Source organism: Flavobacterium sp., assembly GCF_046317795.1.
Taxonomy (GTDB): domain Bacteria; phylum Bacteroidota; class Bacteroidia; order Flavobacteriales; family Flavobacteriaceae; genus Flavobacterium.
Genome location: NZ_JBKCVI010000123.1, coordinates 14,962 through 34,299, shown reverse-complemented (window position 1 = coordinate 34,299; position 19,338 = coordinate 14,962). Strand labels below are relative to the sequence as shown.

Sequence of the window (19,338 nt, the reverse complement as noted above, 5' to 3'; positions counted from 1 at the left end):
GAAAATTATAAAATTAAACACATAGTAACATAGAAAAAAAGGATTTTATAGACCAATTGTTTCGTCTGTTCGCTATCGCTCAGTTCTTGATTTAACTCTGCTATGATTTGCTGTACAAAAGTGAAACGGCTTTATATTTTTATAAAAACTATGTTTCTATGTGTTTGAAAAAAATTACAACAAATAGGTTAAAACGAGTATGAAAACATTAAATACAATAGCTGAAAATTTAATTGGCATGACTTTTTTTGTTGGAGCTCTTTTTTTTATCCTTGCTCTGATAACACATCAATTTCCTCCAAAAAAGATTAATTCATTTTATGGTTATAGAACACCAAATTCGATGAAAAGTCAAGAAAGATGGGATTTTGCCCAATCTTTTTCGTGCTTCAGAATGATTGAAGGAGGATTGTTTTTGGTTCTGATTTCGTTCTTGAAGTTTGTATTAGTTATTTCTGAAGATTTAGAATTTGTGGTAAGTTTAGTGTCAATATTTGGAGTTATAGTTTATCTGATAGTTTCAACAGAATTTGCCTTAAAAAAGAAATTTCCAAACAAGTAAAGATGTCTGTAAAGTCTATTGCCGCTAAATTATTTGCTAAAAGCATATATAAAAAAACCCAAGCGTGGGCAACAAATCCTCTTGAAACACAACAAAAGGTTTTCCAAGACTTGATAAGACAAGCCAAAGAAACGCAGTTTGGGAAAGACCACGATTTTGCTAGTATCAAATCGTTTGAAGACTTTGCAAAACAAGTTCCAATAAGAGATTACGAGGAATTGAGACCTTATATTGACAAGGTTGTAAAAGGCGAAGAAAACATTCTTTGGAAAGGGAAACCATTGTATTTCGCCAAAACATCGGGAACAACATCGGGCGCAAAATACATTCCGCTGACCAAAGAATCGATGCCAACTCATATTGAAGCAGCTCGAAATGCGATTTTGAATTATATTCACGAAACAGGCAAAGCCGATTTTGTAGATGGAAAGATGATTTTCCTGCAAGGAAGTCCAATTTTGGAAGAAAAGAACGGAATCAAATTAGGAAGATTGTCAGGAATTGTGGCACATTTTGTTCCAAAATATTTACAAAAAAACCGAATGCCGAGCTGGGAAACCAATTGCATTGAAGATTGGGAAACTAAAGTGGATGCTATAGTCGAGGAAACGTTCAACGAAAACATGACCGTGATCTCGGGAATTCCTTCTTGGGTGCAAATGTATTTTGAAAAACTAGAACAAAAAGGAGGAAAACCCGTTGGTCAGTTATTCAAAAACTTCAATTTGTTTATTTATGGAGGCGTAAATTACGAACCGTATCGCGCCAAATTCGAAAACCTAATAGGTCGAAAAGTAGATTCTATTGAGTTGTTTCCCGCATCAGAAGGATTTTTTGCCTATCAATCCCGAAACTTCGGGACGCAAAAAGAAAAAGGAATGTTGTTGCTTTTGAATTCGGGCATTTTTTACGAATTTGTAAAAACGGAAGATTTTTTTACTGAAAAACCCAGAAGATATACTATTGCAGAAGTCGATTTAAACACCAATTATGTTTTGATAATTTCTACCAACGCGGGTTTATGGGCATACAATATTGGCGATACGGTTCAGTTTACGAGTTTAAAACCATATGAAATTATCGTTTCAGGAAGAATTAAACATTATATTTCGGCTTTTGGCGAACACGTTATTGGGAAAGAAGTGGAATGTGCTTTGCAAGAAGCTATGGAAGGAACAAATATTCGCGTGAACGAATTTACGGTAGCACCACAGATCGCACCAAATGATGGATTACCTTACCATGAATGGTTCATCGAGTTTGAAAATACCCCCGAAAATATGGACGAATTTGCCGTGAAAATTGATAATGCGATGCGTAAACAAAACGTTTATTACGACGATTTGATTGTTGGAAAAGTGTTGCGAACTTTAATTATTACTAAAGTTCAAAAAAACGGCTTTCAAGACTATATGAAATCCATTGGAAAATTGGGCGGGCAAAATAAATTACCAAGATTGAGTAACGATAGAAAAATAGCTGATTTTTTTACTAATTAGAAGCGAAAAGCTCGGGCATTTATGCCAACCATTTTCCTGCTTTTCGCAGTATCTTTTTGTCACATCGAGCGCATCCCGAAGTTTTGGGAGTGACACAATTTGTCAAAAGACAAAAAGGATACTTGCTTCAATCAGGGCTAAAAAAGAAACAAAAGGAATGAAAATAAACATTGTAATACTAATACTATTCTTAAAAACAATTTGGATTTCCGCTCAAGTCAAAGGCATTGTTGTAGACGAAAACGACAAACCTATTCCGTATGTAAACATTTGGGTTGAAAACGAGAATATTGGAACTACTTCAGAAGAAGACGGAAGATTTAGTATTGACACTAATGATAAAAACAAAAATTTATTTTTTTCTATTATCGGTTTTGAAAAGAAAACAGTGAAAGTAGACGAGGCGACAAAAGTAGTTTTGCAATCCATCACAAACGAGTTAGATGAAGTGGTGATTTTTAACAAAAAAGAAACCAAAGAAATCCAAATAGGAATAGTAGAAAACACCATTTTTCAAGCATTTGATAATGGACCAAAAAACGACATTAAGTTTTTCCCCTATAATCCCAAGTACAACAAAACCAAATATATAAAACAAGTAAAAATAGCTACTGATAGCAAGATAGAAACAGCAACCATAAAACTTCATTTTTTTGCAGTAGATGAAAACGGGTTTCCCGGTTCTGAATTATTAAAAAAAGACCTTATTGTAACTATTAAAAATGGGGGAAAAAGTACAAAAATTAATGTTTCAGATTTTAATTTAATAATGCCCAAAAAAGGAATTTTTGTAGGTTTTGAAAAGCTAATGATTGAAAACAATAAACTAGAAAGAACAAGTATAGATCGAAACACTAACTTAACGGTTACTCAAAAACTGTATTACCCATTTGTGTTATATAATTATGTTCAAAATCCTATCGGATTTACTTTTATTAGTGGAAAATGGATACGCATCAACGACAATAAAACCGGTAGATACGAACCTGCAATATCGCTAATACTAACCAACTAAACATAAAAACCCTATATTTGCAGGTTAGAAAACAAAATTTAATGAAGGAAATTAAAAACATTTCGCGTTCACGTGCGCAAGAATCATCGGCAGCTATCGAACGATTGTACATTACCATGAGACACCTATTTAACAGGGGGTTTTATAAACCAATGGGTATTTCAGGGGAAACATTGAGAGAATCATTACTTTCTTTAAGACCAGAAATTTATGGAAGTATTGCCGAAGAAAAAGTAGAACTTAATGGTTTGCTATACGTCATTGAGCGGCTTCCTGTTGGCATTGAAGAATGTCGGTTTATCAATTTAACCTCGGATGAGGGCTATTCAAAATCACATTTTCAGCCGATTGTTCCACCTAAGAGAAGACGAAATTGTTACCGTATTGACGACGAGCAAATGAATGTAGAAATCACTCGTGGCCGATCGGATATTTATGATATTTTGACCCATTTAACCTTTATTTTCATCGAATCCCATAAAATTAAAAACAGAGTTTTACTTGATGACATTGATGTAGAAGTAACCCGTGATTGGGAAAAACTAGAGGAAATAGTTAAACAGAACAAAAAACTTACTCAGATAGAAAAAGAGCGCGCTATTTCTCATGCTGCGAATGTATTAGGCAGAAGTTTTTCAGAAGTTTTAGACGTTTATGCCTCTTTTGGAACCACAGACAAACCAGATCGGTTTTTGCATATTATTTATTGGTTGGGAAAATTAGCCATTGAAGAAATCATCAATAACAATAAAAGAACGATTACGTTTAGTCCAATTTTGAGAGAAAGATTAGGACATCATATTCACGGAGAAATATGGGCTAATAACATCAAAGAAACATTAAAAGCCAATAATTTATTGGAAAGACCAATTCACATTATTAGTGCCAATATGCACAGTGTGATGAATTCTATTTTTGCCACAACTGTTTTGCAGCCCAAATACAAAGACAAAACCGACTTCTTTATTTATGAAGAATTGAGCAAATCTGGTGCTGATGATGTTAGAAATAAAGTTTCAGCATTTGCCCTAAAACATGGTATGATTTCGCTTCCAGATCAATCAGGAACGAATATAGATGTTCAAATTTTTGATACAGCCAAAATAGATTGGGAAAAATCAAGTTTTCCTAAGGCCAAAATTGGAAAAGAAAGTCCGGTTTTAATAGTTATGGATTACGCTTTTGGCGAACAAGCTTTTGAGACAATTGATGAATTATTGAAGCCGTATAAAGAAGGTAAGCAAAAAACTTTTTTAAATGTTGAATCGGTTTCTATAATGGGAAAAGCAGGAATTTTGGAAGGCGGAAAAGGAGATATTATGATTCCATCAGCACACATCAACGAAGGCACCGCCGATAATTATCCATTTGAAAATGAATTGACCAAAGAAATGTTTGAAGGAAACGCAATTCCTGTGTATTCTGGACCCATGGTTACTGTTTTAGGAACGTCACTTCAAAATAAAGATTTATTAAAGTTTTTCCACGAGTCAACCTGGGAAGTTATTGGACTGGAAATGGAAGGCGCTTATTATCAAAAAGCCATTCAATCGGCATCCAAAATTAGAAAAAGTATTCCGCCAAATGTGAAAGTTCGGTATGCTTATTATGCTTCAGACAATCCATTGGAAACCGGAAGCACCTTGGCATCAGGAGGTTTAGGAACAACAGGCGTGAAACCTACATATTTAATTACTGTAAAAATATTAGAACAAATTTTTAACGTTAAATAATAAGTTAAATGAGCACAACACCACAAAACACAGACAATCAAGAAATAGACTTGTCACAAATTTCAAAGAAAATAGGTGGTTTTTTTGAAAATATTTCCACTAAAATTTTTAAAGCATTCTTATTTATTAAAAGAAATATAATCTGGGTTGGTATATTATTAGCACTCGGAGTAGTAATTGGTATTTATCTTGATAAAAACACAAAAGTGTATAATAATGAGATTATTGTATGTCCAAATTTTGGATCAAACGATTATTTGTATGCTAAAATTGAATTAATAAATGCTAAAATTTTAGAAGGAGATACTTTGTTTTTAAAAGAAGTTATAGGAATTAAGCATCCTAAAAAATTCAAATCAATAAAAATTACTCCTATTACTGATGTATATAAATTCATTGACAATAAAGAGCAAAACTTTGAAATGATAAAACTACTTGCCGAAGATGGCGATATTAAGAAAATTGTAAACGAAAGCTTGACCAGTAAAAATTATCCATATCATTTAATTTCTTATTCAACAACAAAACTAACTTCTAATGAAGAAACGCTAAAACCTCTTTTGAATTATTTAAACAATTCTGATTATTATAAAGTAATTCAAAAGGAATATGTAAATAACATTAAAATTAAAATAGTACAAAATGATTCTATCATTTCACAAATTGACGGCCTTTTAAATTCATTTAAAGGAAAAGGCAATGGAGATAAGACGGTTTATTACAGTGAAAAATCTCAATTAAGCGATGTGATTAAAACAAAAGATTTATTGGTTTATGAACAAGGAACACACCGATTAGAATTGGTTAATCTTGATACTATTATTAAAGAAAACAGTTCGACATTAAACATCAGAAACGTTAAAAATGTAAACGGAAAATTGAAATTAGTTTTGCCGGTTTTATTTATTTTCCTTTTTGTTTTGGTTGGGTTTTTCAAATCGTATTATAGAAAACAAATGGCTAAATTAAATAGTTAATTATGAAGGGAATTATTTTAGCTGGTGGTTCAGGCACAAGATTGCATCCGTTAACCTTAGCCGTAAGTAAGCAATTAATGCCTATTTACGACAAACCAATGATATATTATCCATTATCTACGTTGATGTGGTCGGGAATTAAGGAGATTTTGATTATCTCTACGCCACATGATTTGCCTTTGTTTAGACAATTATTAGGTGATGGAACCAGACTGGGTTGTCGTTTTGAGTATGCTGAGCAAGAACATCCTAATGGTTTAGCCGAAGCGTTTATCATTGGAAAAGAATTTATTGGAAAAGACAAAGTAGCTTTAGTTCTTGGCGATAATATTTTCTACGGAACAGGTTTGTCTGATTTATTGTTAGCCAATAACAATCCCGATGGCGGAATTATTTATGCGTATCACGTTCATGATCCAGAACGTTATGGGGTCGTAGATTTTGATAAAGAAGGAAAAGTACTTTCGATTGAAGAAAAACCCGAACATCCTAAATCTAATTATGCTGTTCCAGGAGTTTACTTCTATGATAACGATGTGGTCGAAATAGCTGCCAATATTAAACCAAGCCACCGCGGAGAAATAGAAATAACCGATGTCAATAAAGAATATTTAAAGCGGGGAAAACTCAAGGTAAGCATACTCGATAGAGGAACAGCGTGGTTTGACACAGGAACTTTTAACTCTTTGATGCAAGCATCACAATTTGTTCAAGTAATTGAAGAACGCCAAGGATTAAAAATAGGTTCTATTGAGGAAGCGGCTTTTAAAATGGGTTACATTGATGCCAAACAATTAAAAAAATTAGCCGAACCATTATTAAAAAGTGGTTATGGTAAACATTTATTAAGTTTGCTAGAAGAATAAAGAACAAATGAAGATATTATTATTGATTTTGATTTTTGAACTTGATATTGACATTGAAAATGAATTTTATCCCTACAAAACTAGAAGGTTGTTACGTTATTGAGCCCAAAATCATTTCTGATGAACGTGGCTATTTTATGGAAAGCTTCAACGAAATTACTTTTCAAAAGGGAGTAAACCAGCCCGTTCATTTTGTTCAAGATAATCAGTCGTATTCTTCAAAAGGAGTTATCCGCGGTTTGCACTATCAAACCGGAGAACATGCTCAGGCAAAATTAGTGCGTGTTTTACAAGGCGAAGTATTAGATGTTGCCGTTGACATAAGACCAAATTCTCCAACATTCGGACACTATGAAGCCGTAGTATTATCGGGCGAAAATCAAAAGCAATTTTTTGTCCCCAGAGGTTTTGCACATGGATTTTTAGTATTGAGTGATACGGCAACTTTCTTTTATAAATGTGATAATTTTTATAATAAAGAAAGTGAAGGAGGAATTATATATAATGATAAAACCATCAATATCGATTGGCAATTTCCTCAGGAAAACTTAATTATTTCCGAAAAAGATAAAGTGCAACCCAATTTAGAAAATGCCAAAAAAGCATGGTAGTTTTAGTCACTGGAGCCAACGGACAACTTGGACAATCGCTACAATTTATTGCGCCAAATTACCCAAAAATAGAATTTGTTTTTTGTAATTCGTCCACTTTAGACATCACCAATTTAAACAATGTTAAACAAATTTTTAACCATTATAAACCCAATTATTGTATCAACGCAGCAGCATACACCGCCGTTGATAAAGCCGAAAGCGAACCCGATAAAGCGCATTTAATTAATGTAATTGGTGCTAAAAATGTAGCCCAAGTTTGCAAAGAACACAACACAGTATTACTTCATATTTCTACCGATTTTGTTTTTGATGGCAATAAAAAAGCTGTCACACTGAGCGCAGTCGAAGTGCCATACTCAGAAAACGACATCCCAAATCCAACAGGTGTTTACGGACAAACCAAATTAGACGGAGAAATTGAAATTCAAAAAACATGGGAAAAACATTTTATTATCAGAACCTCTTGGGTATATTCCCAATTTGGAAACAATTTTATGAAAACCATGCTGCGATTGGCTTCGGAACGAGACACTTTATCAGTTGTAAACGACCAAATCGGAACACCAACGAATGCAGTTGATTTAGCAGAATGTCTAATTAAAATCATAATTTTCTCCTCCCTCTCCTTTGGAGAGGGTCGGGGTGAGGCGTTCGGTATTTACAACTTCAGCAACGAAGGCCAATGTTCCTGGTATGATTTTGCCAAAAAGATATTTGAAATCAACAATAAGAATATCGATTTAAAACCAATTCCAACATCAAGTTTCCCAACGCCAGCCAAAAGACCCAAGTACAGCGTTTTGGATAAAACCAAAATCAAGAGTACTTTTGGAATTCAGATTAAAAGTTGGAAGGAACGTTTAAAAGCGTAGATTTTTCCGTTATAACAGAAAAAAAATAGTAGATTTTTCCGTTACGATGGAAAATTTGTTATTTTTGTAAAAAACAAGATGATAGTTCGACAGATAGTAGAAAATATTAGGCGAGAGTTTTTTCAGCAGAAAGCCATAATTTTATTGGGTGCTCGACAAGTTGGAAAAAGCACTTTGTTACAATCTATTTTTAAAGACCAAGGCAGCATATTGTGGTTAGATGCAGAAAACCCCGATGTTCATAGTATTTTTGAAAACGCATCGGCAACACGATTGAAAACTTTTTTTGAAAACAATAAATTTGTTGTAATTGATGAAGCCCAAAAAATTGAAAACATTGGCAGTAAGTTAAAATTAATAACCGATTATTTACCAGAAATTCAAGTAATTGCAACAGGATCGAGCGCATTTGAATTGCGAAATAAATTAAATGAGCCACTCACAGGAAGAAAATTTGAGCATAAACTTTTTCCACTTTCTTTTGTGGAAATGAAAGAAGAAATAGGGTTGCTAGAAGAAATTAGAATGTTGCCACACCGAATGGTTTATGGGTATTATCCAGAAGTAGTTACCACTAAAAATGGCGAAGAAAAGATACTCCGACTACTTTCGGATAGTTATTTATACAAAGATATCTTGTTGTTTAACGGTATAAGGAAACCCGAAAAAATGCAAGAATTACTAAAGGCATTGGCTTGGCAAATAGGCAGCGAAGTAAACTATAACGAATTAGGAAAATTAATAGGATTAAAAAGCGAAACCGTAGAAGAATATATTCATTTATTAGAGCAATCATTTGTAATTTACAGATTGAATTCGTTTCATTCCAACCAAAGAAAAGAAATAAAAAAAGGCAAAAAAGTATATTTTAATGACTTAGGAATTCGAAATGCAATAATCAACGACTTTTCGCCTTTTGAAACCAGAAGAGATAAAGGAAATTTATTTGAAAATTTTATTATAAATGAATTTATAAAACAAAATGAATACCAAGAAAAGTTTGAAAAAATGTTTTTTTGGCGCACACACGAGCAGCAAGAAATAGATTTGATTATAGAAAAAAATGGGCAATTAAAAACATTTGAAATAAAATGGAATTCAAAAGCAAAAGCACGGTTGAGTCAAACATTTGCAAGACAATATCCAAACCCTACTTTCGAAGTTATCAATTCAGATAATTTTTTTGAGTTTGTTACATAAAAAAAGTAGTAGAATAAGTATTCAACCAATATCAACGCCAGCCAAAAGACCCAAGTACAGCGTTTTGGATAAAACCAAAATCAAGAGTACTTTAGGAATTCAGATTAAAAGTTGGAAGGAACGTTTAAAAGCGTAGATTTTTCCGTTATAACAGAAAAAAAACAGTATAATTTTCCGTTACAACAGAAAATTTATTGATCTTAAAAAGAGTAAACGACGCATTTTTAGTGCACTTCCCTTTCAGACTCTAAAAACGTTACCACTAATTTTACAAATAAATTCGTGCTAATTTGTTTAATTCGAAGCAAAAAATAAGTTCTACAACTTACAGACTTTTAGACTGCCAATAAAACCTATGGATTTCAGGTCCAAACGTTTTGTTCGAATTTTTTATTTATTCATAGCAACCCTGTTTATGCTTGTAAATTTAATATACAACTTTAAATTTTCAATAATAATTAAAAATTATATCAAATAAACTTGTAAATTTGTAAAAAAGCAAAATGATATTACGTGAATTAAGCCGAGAAATAATTCCGCTATTAGATTTTTTTCCTTGTGTAGCCATTTTAGGGTCTAGACAAGTAGGAAAAACAACTTTTGTAAAAAATTTAGAACCAATAATTAGTCAACCAATATTGTATTTAGATTTAGAGGACACTAATGATTATGAAATTTTAAGCAATAATGCACAATGGTTTCTCAACCAAAACAAGGACAAACTCATAATAATTGATGAAATACAAAGAGAAACAAAATTATTTCCTTTATTACGTTCATTAATAGATAAACAAGAAAAACCAGGTCAGTTTATCCTTTTAGGATCAGCATCGCCAGAATTATTAGCAAAAAGTTCAGAAACTTTAGCAGGAAGAATTGTTTATAAAGAGCTAACACCATTAACCTATTTTGAAACCCTACAATATTCAATATCAACACATTGGTTTAAAGGCGGTTATCCAAAAGCATTTCTCTCGCCAAATGACTATTTGTGGCAAGAATGGCATAAAGCTTATATAAAAACATATATTGAAACCGATTTAAGAATGTTGGGTTTAAATGCCTCGCCAGTTATGATATCTAAATTACTGCGAATGATTGCTTCCATTCAAGGATCGGTGGTAAACTATTCTATGTTGGGAAACGCATTGGGAATATCCAGTGTACAAGTGAAAAAGTATATCGATTTTTTAGAACATTCGTTTATTATTAGAAGACTAGAACCATTTTATATCAATATTGGGAAACGATTAGTAAAAAGCCCAAAAATATACATTAGAGATTCAGGAATTTTGCATTCGCTGTTACAAATTCATTCATACAATGATTTAATTGCCAATCCGATTGCGGGTAACTCATGGGAAGGATATGTAATTGAACAAATAATTTCAAGGTTAAATACCAATTGCATACCCTATTTTTATAGAACCCAAAGTGGTGCAGAGGTAGATTTGTGTTTAATAAACGGAAATGAAATAATAACAACTATAGAAATTAAATTATCTAACAACCCAAAAATAAGCAGAGGCAACAGCGAAACCATAAGCGATTTAAAATCCAAAACCAATTTTGTAGTTACATTTGATAAAGCCGATTATCAACTGAATGAATTTTGGAAAGTATGTGATTTACAAACATTATATATAGAATTAGAAAAATTAAATTTGATTAAAACATACTGATGGAGAATAATTGTTTTACTATTACAACCAAATCCAATTTTGACCAGAAATTGAAAAAAGGGAGGAAAGTTTAGAGTCCTTGTTTTATGGAAATCAAATTAAATAAGTTTTTTGAAAATACGTTAATTTTACTTTTTCGGAATTCAATTCCGAAAAAGTAATTTTTTTTAAATATTTGTTTGTAATCTATAGTTAAATTTCCTAAAGTATTATTGAAAATGGAAAGAGTTTTTAATTCAGATTTTATAGATTTACAAATTAATTTTCGCATGAATTTTAATGCCAACAAAGTGCCCAAGATAGAGCGTTTTGGATAAAACTAAAATCAAGAATACTTTTGGAATCAATATTAAAAATTGGGTGGAAAGTTTAAAAACAATTACAACATGAAAATAGTAGTTACTGGTGGCGCAGGATTTGTGGGTTCAACACTTTTTTATTTAAATTAATCCACTCTTTTATCAATAAAATACCTTGGTCTCTGTTTTACTTCAGAATAAATTTTACCTATATATTCTCCAATGATTCCAAAACAAAACAATTGAATACCACCCAAGAAATACATTGGCAAAACAGTTGATAGCCATCCTGGAACTACATTTCCAGCATATAAAGCGAAAAGCGCATAGCCAGTCATAATCAAACAAAAGAAAAAGATTAAAAAACCTATTATCGTTACCAATTTTAAAGGATAATTACTAAATGAAGTAACGCCATTCCAGGCAAAAGCGGCCATTTTTCGGAAAGGATATTTGGACTCACCAGCAAAGCGCTCTAATCGGTCATAGTAAACAATATCTTTAGCAAAGCCAATCGTCGGTATAATGCCTCTTAGAAACAAATTTACCTCATTAAACTCAGCCAAAGCATTTAAAACTCTTTGACTACACAATCTATAATCAGCATGATTGTGAATAATATTAACCTTCATTTTTTTCATCAAATTATAAAAAAGTAAAGCTGTGTTTTTTTTAAAAAAAGTATCTGTTTTTCTCTCTTTTCTAACACCATAAACTACGTCAACGCCCGAAGTAAACTTTTGTATCATTTCTTCTATTACTAAAACATCATCCTGTAAATCAGCATCAATAGAAATTAATGCATCTGCTTCATCTTTAAAAGTTAGTAGTCCAGCTAATAAGGCATTTTGATGACCAACATTTCCTGCAAGCTTTAATCCTTTAATGTGTTTTAATTGTTTGGAATTTTCTTTTATAAGCGGCCAAGTTTTATCCTTACTTCCATCATCTACAAAAACAGCGAAACTCTTTTCGGAGATACAATTTTTTGCTATTAAATCAGATAGAATAGTATTCAATTGATTTGAAGTTTCATTCAATACTAGATCTTCATTAAAACATGGTGATACGATTCCAATTATTGGTTTTTGCATAACTAAATTTAAAATTTCGTAAAATGATATATAAATAGTCTTGTTATTCTACCCACAAAGCAGTTCCTTTTGTCGTACCCAATTTTACCACTAGAACGTCATTTATTAATTTTATAGACTCTTGATTTGGCCAGATAGGCATTGGTTCAATCGAATCTTTAATTTTAAGATAGGTTTCTTTGTTATCAATCATTTTGTAATAATTGATGTCATTAAATTTGAAAAAATTGATTATTCTGTAATTATCTCCATTATCCCAACTGAATAATGACCCACCAAAAGCCTCAGACTTATCTAGTCTATATCTTCCATGATGTTCATATGGCAAACAACCATAAAAATAAACATAGTTAATATTAGGATCAAAGTTTGGGTATTTTGTTTGTATCAAATTATCAATTTTTCGGGCAGTATCTTTGTCGTGATTGAAAATTTTATAATTTGAATAAAATAAATTGGTCACAAAATAGATATTTGTAATGCATATTAATGAAACAGCCCAAATGGTAACTTTCTCCCATTTCAAAGTTGAAATGAAGTGAACAATAACAAAACCAAAGACAATACCAGAAGTGACATATATTCTAGGAGGATGGTAACCGTTTGTTATCAAAAATGAAAACCCAAAAGGGACTAGTAAAAGCGTAAATAAAGTAAGGAAACGAAGAACAAAAAGTTGCTTTTGAATTATAAATTTTACAAAAAGGACTAAAGAAATTCCTGTTGCAATAATAAAAAGTTTTTCGCCATAGTAAAATTTCCCCGTTAGATTTTCAAACCAAATTGAAACAGAGTTTGAAAATTGATTATCAGAATTACCAGTAAGATAAGAAGACAAATAACCGCCATCAACTGGAGGACAAATTATTTTTACAGAAACATAATATAAAACAAGTCCAAGCGCCATCACCCCAGCAAAATATAGAGTTTTTCTAATTTCTAATTTAAAACTGAAGTTTTCTTCAAAAGTATTTTGAAAGAAGATAATAATATAAATTATAACAGGAATCAAGACTAATCCTTGGTATAATGCCACTATGAACATAATTAATAAAGCGGAAATAAAAAAACAGGATATTGATTTAAAACTGAAAAAAGTATTCGTACTTTCAAGAAATAATGACACAGCTAATGTTGAAAAAAGAAAACCCAAAGGAACTACATCTGCTTGCATGGTAAAAATAAGTTGATAAGCTAACTGTGGGAAAGTTAGAAAAAGCGCACAAAACAAATAACCTGTAGTACCATTAAACTTAAACAATCTAGAAAGTTCAACTGAAGTTAATGAAAGCAAGAGAAGCCCTAATAGAAGTGTAAAGTAAGGCAAGTGACCTTCAAAAATGTGATACCTTACCAAATTAGTTCCCCATCTTCCTAAAGTCAATGAGAAATCAGAATAAACAGGGGTTTCACTATCAATACTAAGTGAAAAATTTGTTAATGTAAAGCCGTAGGTCACCAGACTTGTAAAAATTGAAAAAATCAAAAGTTTAAATTGCTCAACAGAGATTTTATGATTCATAAACGTATATTGTTTAGAGATAAATTGAATATACTACAAACATAATATTTTATCCAAAGCCCACTATAAGACAACTCAAATTTTTAGAAATTAAATTTTCAATTACATTAAAAAAAGATTTAAGTATGGTTGATTGTTAATATTGATATAGATTATTTGTTATAGAGTAAAATCATTTATACTAATACAATGTTGTAGATTACTAAATTAGTTATTAAGTTTGCAAAAAATCTATCATATGAAAACAAAATTAATTTTATTATTACTAATATCTATTACTACATTTTCAAGCTGTAAAAATGATAAATCTGAAACTAAAAATAATGAAGATACTTCTGAAGTAATTTCAAATAATTTTAAAGTTACTCTGAAACTTATTATTAAAAAAGATGATGATTTAAGCTTGTTTTATACAGAAGACGGTTCAATAAATTTTAAAGACGACCCAATTTGGCATGGAGTTAAGGGTAGTGAATCATTACAAGATGTAGTTTTTGAATTACCAGAAGGTTCATATCCTACGCAACTTAGAATGGACTTGGGGATAAAGAAAGACCAAGAAGACATAACGCTGAAAAGCGTAAAAATGGAATACAAAGGCAAAACAAGAGAAATAGTAGGTGCAGAATTAATAAACTTTTTTAGAGCTGATGATAGTAAATGTACATTTGATCCTGCAACAGGTTTAATAAAAGCAGTTGGTCCAACTAAAGCACCATCTTTATATCCTCAAGAAGCCAATTTAGGACCAGAGATAGCTAAATTAGCTAAATAATCAAAAAACATTTGGTTTACGAAGCCATAAGTCAAAATAACTTATGGCTTTGTTTATTGAAAAAAGTTTGAAAACAAATTATAAAAAAACAAAGTGTTTTTTTACTATCTGAAAGCAATTTTGTTATTTAAAATGAGAAGAGTAAACATATTATTTTTTTGGTTATTAGGCCACAAAAACAATGTTAGCTTTGTGGAGTTGATTGCGTTTTTAATGAAGCCAAAGATTAAAACTATTGCAAAAAGGTGCATTAATACTATTGAGCAAAAAGAAGATATTGAAATTAATTTTCATAATTTTAACGATGTTTTTCATTGGCCAATTTCTTTTTCACTAGACAGACTTGACCAAGTTATAGCCGAAACTTTTGATAAGAATGATTGGCATTATTATCAAAAAGAAAAAACAATTGTTGAAAAGGGAGAAATTATTTTAGACATTGGAACAGCCGAAGGTTTGTTTCCACTTACAGTTATAGATAATTGTAAACACGTTTATATGGTTGAACCAAGTAAGATATTTATAGATTGTCTTAAAAAGACTTTTGTAAACCATCTTGATAAAGTGACCCTGTTTAATGTTGCTGTTGGAAATGAAGATGGAATCATACCATTTGATGAGAATTCACTCGATGGAAAAGTTGCTGTTGATAATGATGACAATACCTATAAAATTACCATAAGCAAAATAGACACGTTATTGAAAAACAAAAAAATAACCTATCTCAAAGCAGACATTGAAGGATTTGAGTTGGAAATGTTGAAAGGCGCTGAGGAAACTATTAAAAAAAACAAGCCAAAAATAGCCATTACGACCTATCATACTCAAAATAATCCCGATGAAATCATAGCATTAATAAAAGGATTTGTACCCGAATACAACTATTATGTAAAAGGGATTTATGAAAAAACCCCAAAGCCAGTATTAATTCATTTTTGGATTTAGAATGATAAAAAAAAAGATAAATAGTCTAATTAAAGATAAAACAAAAAGTAACTTTTTTATCTATGGATTAGGCCAATCTTTTAATTTATTAAGTCCATTACTTATTGCGCCATTAGTTGTTGCAGTATGCGGAATAGAAGGTTTTGGTAAAGTTGGTTTGGGATTTGCGCTAGCACTTTTTTTAATACTAATTGTCGATTATTCTTTTGATGTTAAAGGGACAAAACAAGTAGCAGAAAACAGAGAGAATAAATACGAGCTTGAAAACATTTTATTTCTGGCCATTTTTACTAAAATAATTCTCTTTGTATTTGCCTCTATTATCGCTATTTTATTAGTGATTTTTATTCCATTCTTTTCCCAAGAAAAACACCTTTTCCTTATCAGTTTACTTATTGTTTTTGCTCAAATTTTTAATCCTGTTTGGTTTTTACAAGGAATTGAAAATTTCAAACTTGTAAGCATTGTTAATATATGTTCGAAAACGCTTTATGTTCTTTTGGTTTTCTTACTAATAATAGAAAAAACCGATTACATCTGGGTTAATTTTTATTTAGGATTTAGCGCTTTAATTTTTAATCTTCTTGGGCTAACAATCATAATCAAAAAACTCAAATTAAAATTATATTTTCCAAAAAAGGAGGAATTTGTAGACGTTTTAAAAAATGATTTTACATTTTGTATATCTCAATTGTTTTTATCAGCCAGACAACTTTCGCCACTAATTTTAACTGGTTATTTTTTGGGATATAGTTTTGCTGGACAATACAAAGTAATGGAACAAGTAATAACACTATTTAGAACTTTCAATCAAGTCTACTTAAAATTTTTCTACCCAAAAGTGTGTTATAAATTTATATTGGATAAGGCAAATGGCTTGTCATTTTGGAAAAAATATTCTCGGTTAAATAATGTTTTAGTTTTTGCTGGATTATTACTAATTTTTATTTTTTCAAGGGAAATACTCACCTTTTTTCATTTATCTGAAGAAGTAGTCAATCAAATTAATGTAATTTTTAGAGTTTCGTTACTTGTTTCGTTTATGCTTTCCATATCATTACCTTTGGAACAGCTAATGTTTATTTCGAACCAAACTAAAAGCTATATAAGAATTACTATTTTTGTAACTAGTGTAAATATTATATTATTATTATTACTAACAAAAAAATATCAGCTAACAGGTATTGTTTTAACTTTAATAGTTGCTGAATTATTGTTTATACTTTTATACTATTTCAATTGCTTCTTAAAAATTAACAGAATAAATGAAGACAGTACTTGCTAAAAAATCAATTTTTGAAGTTATCTTTATTCTTTGCGTTGTAATTCCTTATTTTGATAATTTTGAGTTAACTATTGCCACATGGTCAATTGCGGCATTGTTCACAGTTCAGAATACTTATTCTCTTGGGCTAATTAAACAGTTGTTTTTTTTTCTTGGAATATTTATTTTCGCCTTGGTAGTTACTTTTTTTAATGAACACCAACCCTTTTACGTACTAAGAGATATAACTTACATGATTAAACCTTGTATAGGAATTGTTTTAGGGTATCAATTATGCAAAAAAATAAATTCAAATATTTTTAATATTATAGTAAAAACGGGTTTTGTATTTTCGCTAATTCACTTGTTTTTTTTGGTAAGAGGAGTCGTTTTTTTTAAAGTTCTCAATATAAATGATTTAAGATTTTTTGGGGGCTTTTTCAGTGATTTTGAAGTATTTGCTCTTATAGTTATTTTGTTTCATAAGAGATTCGAAGTGACTTTTTCTCCTCAAAAAATAAGATGGTATACTGCAATTATAGCATTATCTGTCTTTCTCTATTTAGCAAGAACTAACTTTATTCAACTTGGCATACTACTTCTAGCGCTCAAAGGACTTTTTGTTGCCAATAAAAGAAATGTTACAATTCTAGTAACAGTTGCAATTGTCACAATTATAGGTTATTCGTCTATTTTAGTTTTTAATCCAAAAAGAAATGGACCGGGAATGGAGGCGTTTCTTTATAAAATTAAAATCATCCCAGAAGAAGCTTTTAAAACAAAAGTTAACAGAAATGATTGGAAAGCATTTAACGACAATTATCGTTCCTACGAAAACATTATGACCGTAAGACAGGTAACAGGTGATGGGTTTTATTCTATTGCTTTCGGTCAAGGATTAGGTTCCAAAGTAGATTTAAAGGAGGAATTGCAACTTGGCGATATGAAGTTGAGATATATTTCTATTTTACATAATGGCTACATGACCGTTTTTCTCAAATCAGGTTTGATAGGCGTACTATTATTATTGTTTTCTTTGGGTATTTATTTTAGAAAAACAAGTTCTGAGATAACTATTATAAAACAAATCGATTTATTATTGTTAGGCATGGGAATATTTATGATAATGTCCTATTGGGTATTTATGGGGTTTTATTTCAAGGCAGACAATAAAATAATCTTACTTGGAGCATTAATTTGTTACAAGGAGATAATAATGTCAAAACGACAAAAAGTGGTCCAAAATGATTAATATTCTATTTATCCATCAATCAGCAGATTTATACGGTTCAGATAAAACACTTTTACAACTACTTTCAAAATTGGATAAGTCTAAATTTAGAGCTACTGTTGTTATTCCGCTCGATGGTCCATTAAAAGAAGAACTAGAAAAAGAAAACATTAATGTCATAATTGCGCCAGTCTTAAAGCTTTACCGTAAAATGTTTACCCCAAAAAACATTTTACTCTTTTTTAAACAAATTAAAATAGCCATAAAAGTTTTAGACGAACTTAATAAACAACACAAGTTTGAATTTGTTTATTCTAATACTTTGGCCGTTTTATTGGGAATGATATATGCTAAAAAAAGAAAAATAAGACACATTTGGCATGTTCACGAAATTATTGTACATCCGAAATTCATTGCATACATTTTTCCAAAACTCTTGAATAAATATGCAGATGTTGTTGTTTGTAATTCTAAAGCAACCATGTATAATTTGGTTTCTAGAGAAAAAGATTTAAGCATGAAAACTCATGTAATTCATAATGGCTTGAAACCACAAAGCGAAGATTATGTAAAAACTAATAGAGAAAGTATTGGATTTGATAATAATGACTTCATTATAACCTTAATAGGCAGAATAAATAGATTAAAAGGGCACAAATGGTTGTTGAGTACATTTGTGAATCAATTTGAAGATAAAAAAAACATAAAACTATTATTTGTTGGTTCCCCAGTTATTGGGCAGGAATATTACTTAGAAGAAATACAAGAAATAATAAAAGAAAAAAAACTAAACAATAACATACAAATCTTAGGATTCAAGAAAGATTTGAGGCCTATTTTTAATCTCTCCGATATAATAGTCGTACCATCAACAGAAGCTGAGTCTTTTGGACTAATAGCTTTAGAAGCAATGTTGGCAAAGAAACCCTTAATTGCCTCTAATCATGGCGGACTAAGGGAAATAATTATCCACAATGAAACCGGTTTTCTGGTTGAACCTAGTAATGAAACACAATTAGCAACTGCAATCCAAAAACTGTTTAACGATAAAGATTTGAGAAACTCATTTGCAAACAATGGTTATGAACGAGCTATAAATGAGTTTTCGGAAGAAAAATATGTTAGTAGTTTTGTTAAACTGTTCGAGCGGTAATTTAAAAACAAATCAATTCCTTTTAATAAATTCAA

General features: G+C 30.8%; 18 protein-coding genes. 16 read left to right on the top strand and 2 right to left on the bottom strand.

From position 1 onward, the window contains the following. The first annotated feature begins 199 nt into the window (after nucleotides 1-199). The 11 genes from ACK5ON_RS07290 (at nucleotide 200) to ACK5ON_RS07240 (ending at nucleotide 11,020) form a co-directional block, all read left to right on the top strand. Nucleotides 200-562: an SdpI family protein gene (locus ACK5ON_RS07290; protein ID WP_409821257.1), complete on the top strand. Its 363-nt coding sequence runs from the start codon at nucleotides 200-202 to the stop codon at nucleotides 560-562. 2 nt (nucleotides 563-564) lie between these two features. Next, complete coding sequence (locus tag ACK5ON_RS07285; RefSeq protein WP_409821255.1) at nucleotides 565-2,061, top strand: GH3 auxin-responsive promoter family protein; 1,497 nt, start codon at nucleotides 565-567, stop codon at nucleotides 2,059-2,061. Nucleotides 2,062-2,218: 157 nt separating this feature from the next. Next, nucleotides 2,219-3,076, top strand: coding sequence for a carboxypeptidase-like regulatory domain-containing protein (locus tag ACK5ON_RS07280; protein ID WP_409821253.1), 858 nt, complete (start codon nucleotides 2,219-2,221; stop codon nucleotides 3,074-3,076). A gap of 41 nt (nucleotides 3,077-3,117) precedes the next feature. Further along, nucleotides 3,118-4,809 carry a DUF6909 family protein gene (locus tag ACK5ON_RS07275; RefSeq protein ID WP_409821250.1) on the top strand — a complete coding sequence of 564 codons (1,692 nt, stop codon included), beginning with the start codon at nucleotides 3,118-3,120 and terminating at the stop codon, nucleotides 4,807-4,809. Between the two features lie 8 nt (nucleotides 4,810-4,817). Further along, a complete protein-coding gene (locus ACK5ON_RS07270; RefSeq protein WP_409821247.1) occupies nucleotides 4,818-5,786 on the top strand; it encodes a hypothetical protein in 969 nt (322 codons plus the stop codon). Between the two features lie 2 nt (nucleotides 5,787-5,788). Continuing rightward, on the top strand, nucleotides 5,789-6,652 hold the full coding sequence (rfbA, locus tag ACK5ON_RS07265) for a glucose-1-phosphate thymidylyltransferase RfbA (RefSeq protein ID WP_409821245.1): 864 nt from the start codon (nucleotides 5,789-5,791) through the stop codon (nucleotides 6,650-6,652). A gap of 59 nt (nucleotides 6,653-6,711) precedes the next feature. Next, complete coding sequence (rfbC, locus tag ACK5ON_RS07260) at nucleotides 6,712-7,263, top strand: dTDP-4-dehydrorhamnose 3,5-epimerase (protein WP_396172836.1); 552 nt, start codon at nucleotides 6,712-6,714, stop codon at nucleotides 7,261-7,263. After that, the gene (gene rfbD / locus ACK5ON_RS07255; protein WP_396172835.1) at nucleotides 7,257-8,138 is read left to right on the top strand and encodes a dTDP-4-dehydrorhamnose reductase; all 882 of its coding nucleotides are present in this window, start codon (nucleotides 7,257-7,259) and stop codon (nucleotides 8,136-8,138) included. Before rfbC ends, rfbD begins: the two co-directional genes overlap by 7 nt. Before the next feature lie 78 nt (nucleotides 8,139-8,216). Further along, nucleotides 8,217-9,338 carry an ATP-binding protein gene (locus tag ACK5ON_RS07250; RefSeq protein WP_396172834.1) on the top strand — a complete coding sequence of 374 codons (1,122 nt, stop codon included), beginning with the start codon at nucleotides 8,217-8,219 and terminating at the stop codon, nucleotides 9,336-9,338. Next, entirely contained in the window at nucleotides 9,268-9,474 is a 207-nt protein-coding gene (locus ACK5ON_RS07245) for a sugar nucleotide-binding protein (RefSeq protein WP_396172832.1), read from the top strand. Before ACK5ON_RS07250 ends, ACK5ON_RS07245 begins: the two co-directional genes overlap by 71 nt. 367 nt (nucleotides 9,475-9,841) lie before the next feature. Further along, complete coding sequence (locus ACK5ON_RS07240; protein WP_409821242.1) at nucleotides 9,842-11,020, top strand: ATP-binding protein; 1,179 nt, start codon at nucleotides 9,842-9,844, stop codon at nucleotides 11,018-11,020. 445 nt (nucleotides 11,021-11,465) lie between these two features. On the opposite strand, the gene ACK5ON_RS07235 is transcribed toward ACK5ON_RS07240, so the two are convergent. Together ACK5ON_RS07235 and ACK5ON_RS07230 are read right to left on the bottom strand one after the other, a co-directional pair. Then, nucleotides 11,466-12,413 carry a glycosyltransferase family 2 protein gene (locus tag ACK5ON_RS07235; RefSeq protein ID WP_409821240.1) on the bottom strand — a complete coding sequence of 316 codons (948 nt, stop codon included), beginning with the start codon at nucleotides 12,411-12,413 and terminating at the stop codon, nucleotides 11,466-11,468. A gap of 43 nt (nucleotides 12,414-12,456) precedes the next feature. After that, entirely contained in the window at nucleotides 12,457-13,935 is a 1,479-nt protein-coding gene (locus ACK5ON_RS07230; protein WP_409821238.1) for a glucosyltransferase domain-containing protein, read from the bottom strand. Nucleotides 13,936-14,173: 238 nt separating this feature from the next. On the opposite strand from ACK5ON_RS07230, the gene ACK5ON_RS07225 reads away from it, so the two are divergent. The 5 genes from ACK5ON_RS07225 (at nucleotide 14,174) to ACK5ON_RS07205 (ending at nucleotide 19,303) form a co-directional block, all read left to right on the top strand. Beyond that, nucleotides 14,174-14,710 (top strand): hypothetical protein, encoded by a 537-nt coding sequence (locus ACK5ON_RS07225; RefSeq protein ID WP_409821235.1) that lies wholly within the window; start codon nucleotides 14,174-14,176, stop codon nucleotides 14,708-14,710. Between the two features lie 213 nt (nucleotides 14,711-14,923). Continuing rightward, nucleotides 14,924-15,655: an FkbM family methyltransferase gene (locus ACK5ON_RS07220; protein ID WP_409821232.1), complete on the top strand. Its 732-nt coding sequence runs from the start codon at nucleotides 14,924-14,926 to the stop codon at nucleotides 15,653-15,655. A 1-nt stretch (nucleotide 15,656) separates the two neighbouring features. Further along, nucleotides 15,657-16,940 (top strand): lipopolysaccharide biosynthesis protein, encoded by a 1,284-nt coding sequence (locus ACK5ON_RS07215; RefSeq protein ID WP_409821229.1) that lies wholly within the window; start codon nucleotides 15,657-15,659, stop codon nucleotides 16,938-16,940. Further along, complete coding sequence (locus ACK5ON_RS07210; RefSeq protein ID WP_409821226.1) at nucleotides 16,921-18,171, top strand: hypothetical protein; 1,251 nt, start codon at nucleotides 16,921-16,923, stop codon at nucleotides 18,169-18,171. The genes ACK5ON_RS07215 and ACK5ON_RS07210 overlap by 20 nt, the downstream gene beginning before the upstream one ends. Then, nucleotides 18,164-19,303: a glycosyltransferase family 4 protein gene (locus ACK5ON_RS07205; RefSeq protein ID WP_409821223.1), complete on the top strand. Its 1,140-nt coding sequence runs from the start codon at nucleotides 18,164-18,166 to the stop codon at nucleotides 19,301-19,303. The genes ACK5ON_RS07210 and ACK5ON_RS07205 overlap by 8 nt, the downstream gene beginning before the upstream one ends. Nucleotides 19,304-19,338 lie beyond the last annotated feature (35 nt).

Bases quoted from the DNA above. Each gene is read 5' to 3' on its own strand.
- ACK5ON_RS07290 (WP_409821257.1), top strand. From the start codon at position 200: ATGAAAACATTAAATACAATAGCTGAAAATTTAATTGGCATGACTTTT.
- ACK5ON_RS07285 (WP_409821255.1), top strand. From the start codon at position 565: ATGTCTGTAAAGTCTATTGCCGCTAAATTATTTGCTAAAAGCATATAT.
- ACK5ON_RS07280 (WP_409821253.1), top strand. From the start codon at position 2,219: ATGAAAATAAACATTGTAATACTAATACTATTCTTAAAAACAATTTGG.
- ACK5ON_RS07275 (WP_409821250.1), top strand. From the start codon at position 3,118: ATGAAGGAAATTAAAAACATTTCGCGTTCACGTGCGCAAGAATCATCG.
- ACK5ON_RS07270 (WP_409821247.1), top strand. From the start codon at position 4,818: ATGAGCACAACACCACAAAACACAGACAATCAAGAAATAGACTTGTCA.
- rfbA (WP_409821245.1), top strand. From the start codon at position 5,789: ATGAAGGGAATTATTTTAGCTGGTGGTTCAGGCACAAGATTGCATCCG.
- rfbC (WP_396172836.1), top strand. From the start codon at position 6,712: ATGAATTTTATCCCTACAAAACTAGAAGGTTGTTACGTTATTGAGCCC.
- rfbD (WP_396172835.1), top strand. From the start codon at position 7,257: ATGGTAGTTTTAGTCACTGGAGCCAACGGACAACTTGGACAATCGCTA.
- ACK5ON_RS07250 (WP_396172834.1), top strand. From the start codon at position 8,217: ATGATAGTTCGACAGATAGTAGAAAATATTAGGCGAGAGTTTTTTCAG.
- ACK5ON_RS07240 (WP_409821242.1), top strand. From the start codon at position 9,842: ATGATATTACGTGAATTAAGCCGAGAAATAATTCCGCTATTAGATTTT.
- ACK5ON_RS07235 (WP_409821240.1), bottom strand. From the start codon at position 12,413: ATGCAAAAACCAATAATTGGAATCGTATCACCATGTTTTAATGAAGAT.
- ACK5ON_RS07230 (WP_409821238.1), bottom strand. From the start codon at position 13,935: ATGAATCATAAAATCTCTGTTGAGCAATTTAAACTTTTGATTTTTTCA.
- ACK5ON_RS07225 (WP_409821235.1), top strand. From the start codon at position 14,174: ATGAAAACAAAATTAATTTTATTATTACTAATATCTATTACTACATTT.
- ACK5ON_RS07220 (WP_409821232.1), top strand. From the start codon at position 14,924: ATGAAGCCAAAGATTAAAACTATTGCAAAAAGGTGCATTAATACTATT.
- ACK5ON_RS07215 (WP_409821229.1), top strand. From the start codon at position 15,657: ATGATAAAAAAAAAGATAAATAGTCTAATTAAAGATAAAACAAAAAGT.
- ACK5ON_RS07210 (WP_409821226.1), top strand. From the start codon at position 16,921: ATGAAGACAGTACTTGCTAAAAAATCAATTTTTGAAGTTATCTTTATT.
- ACK5ON_RS07205 (WP_409821223.1), top strand. From the start codon at position 18,164: ATGATTAATATTCTATTTATCCATCAATCAGCAGATTTATACGGTTCA.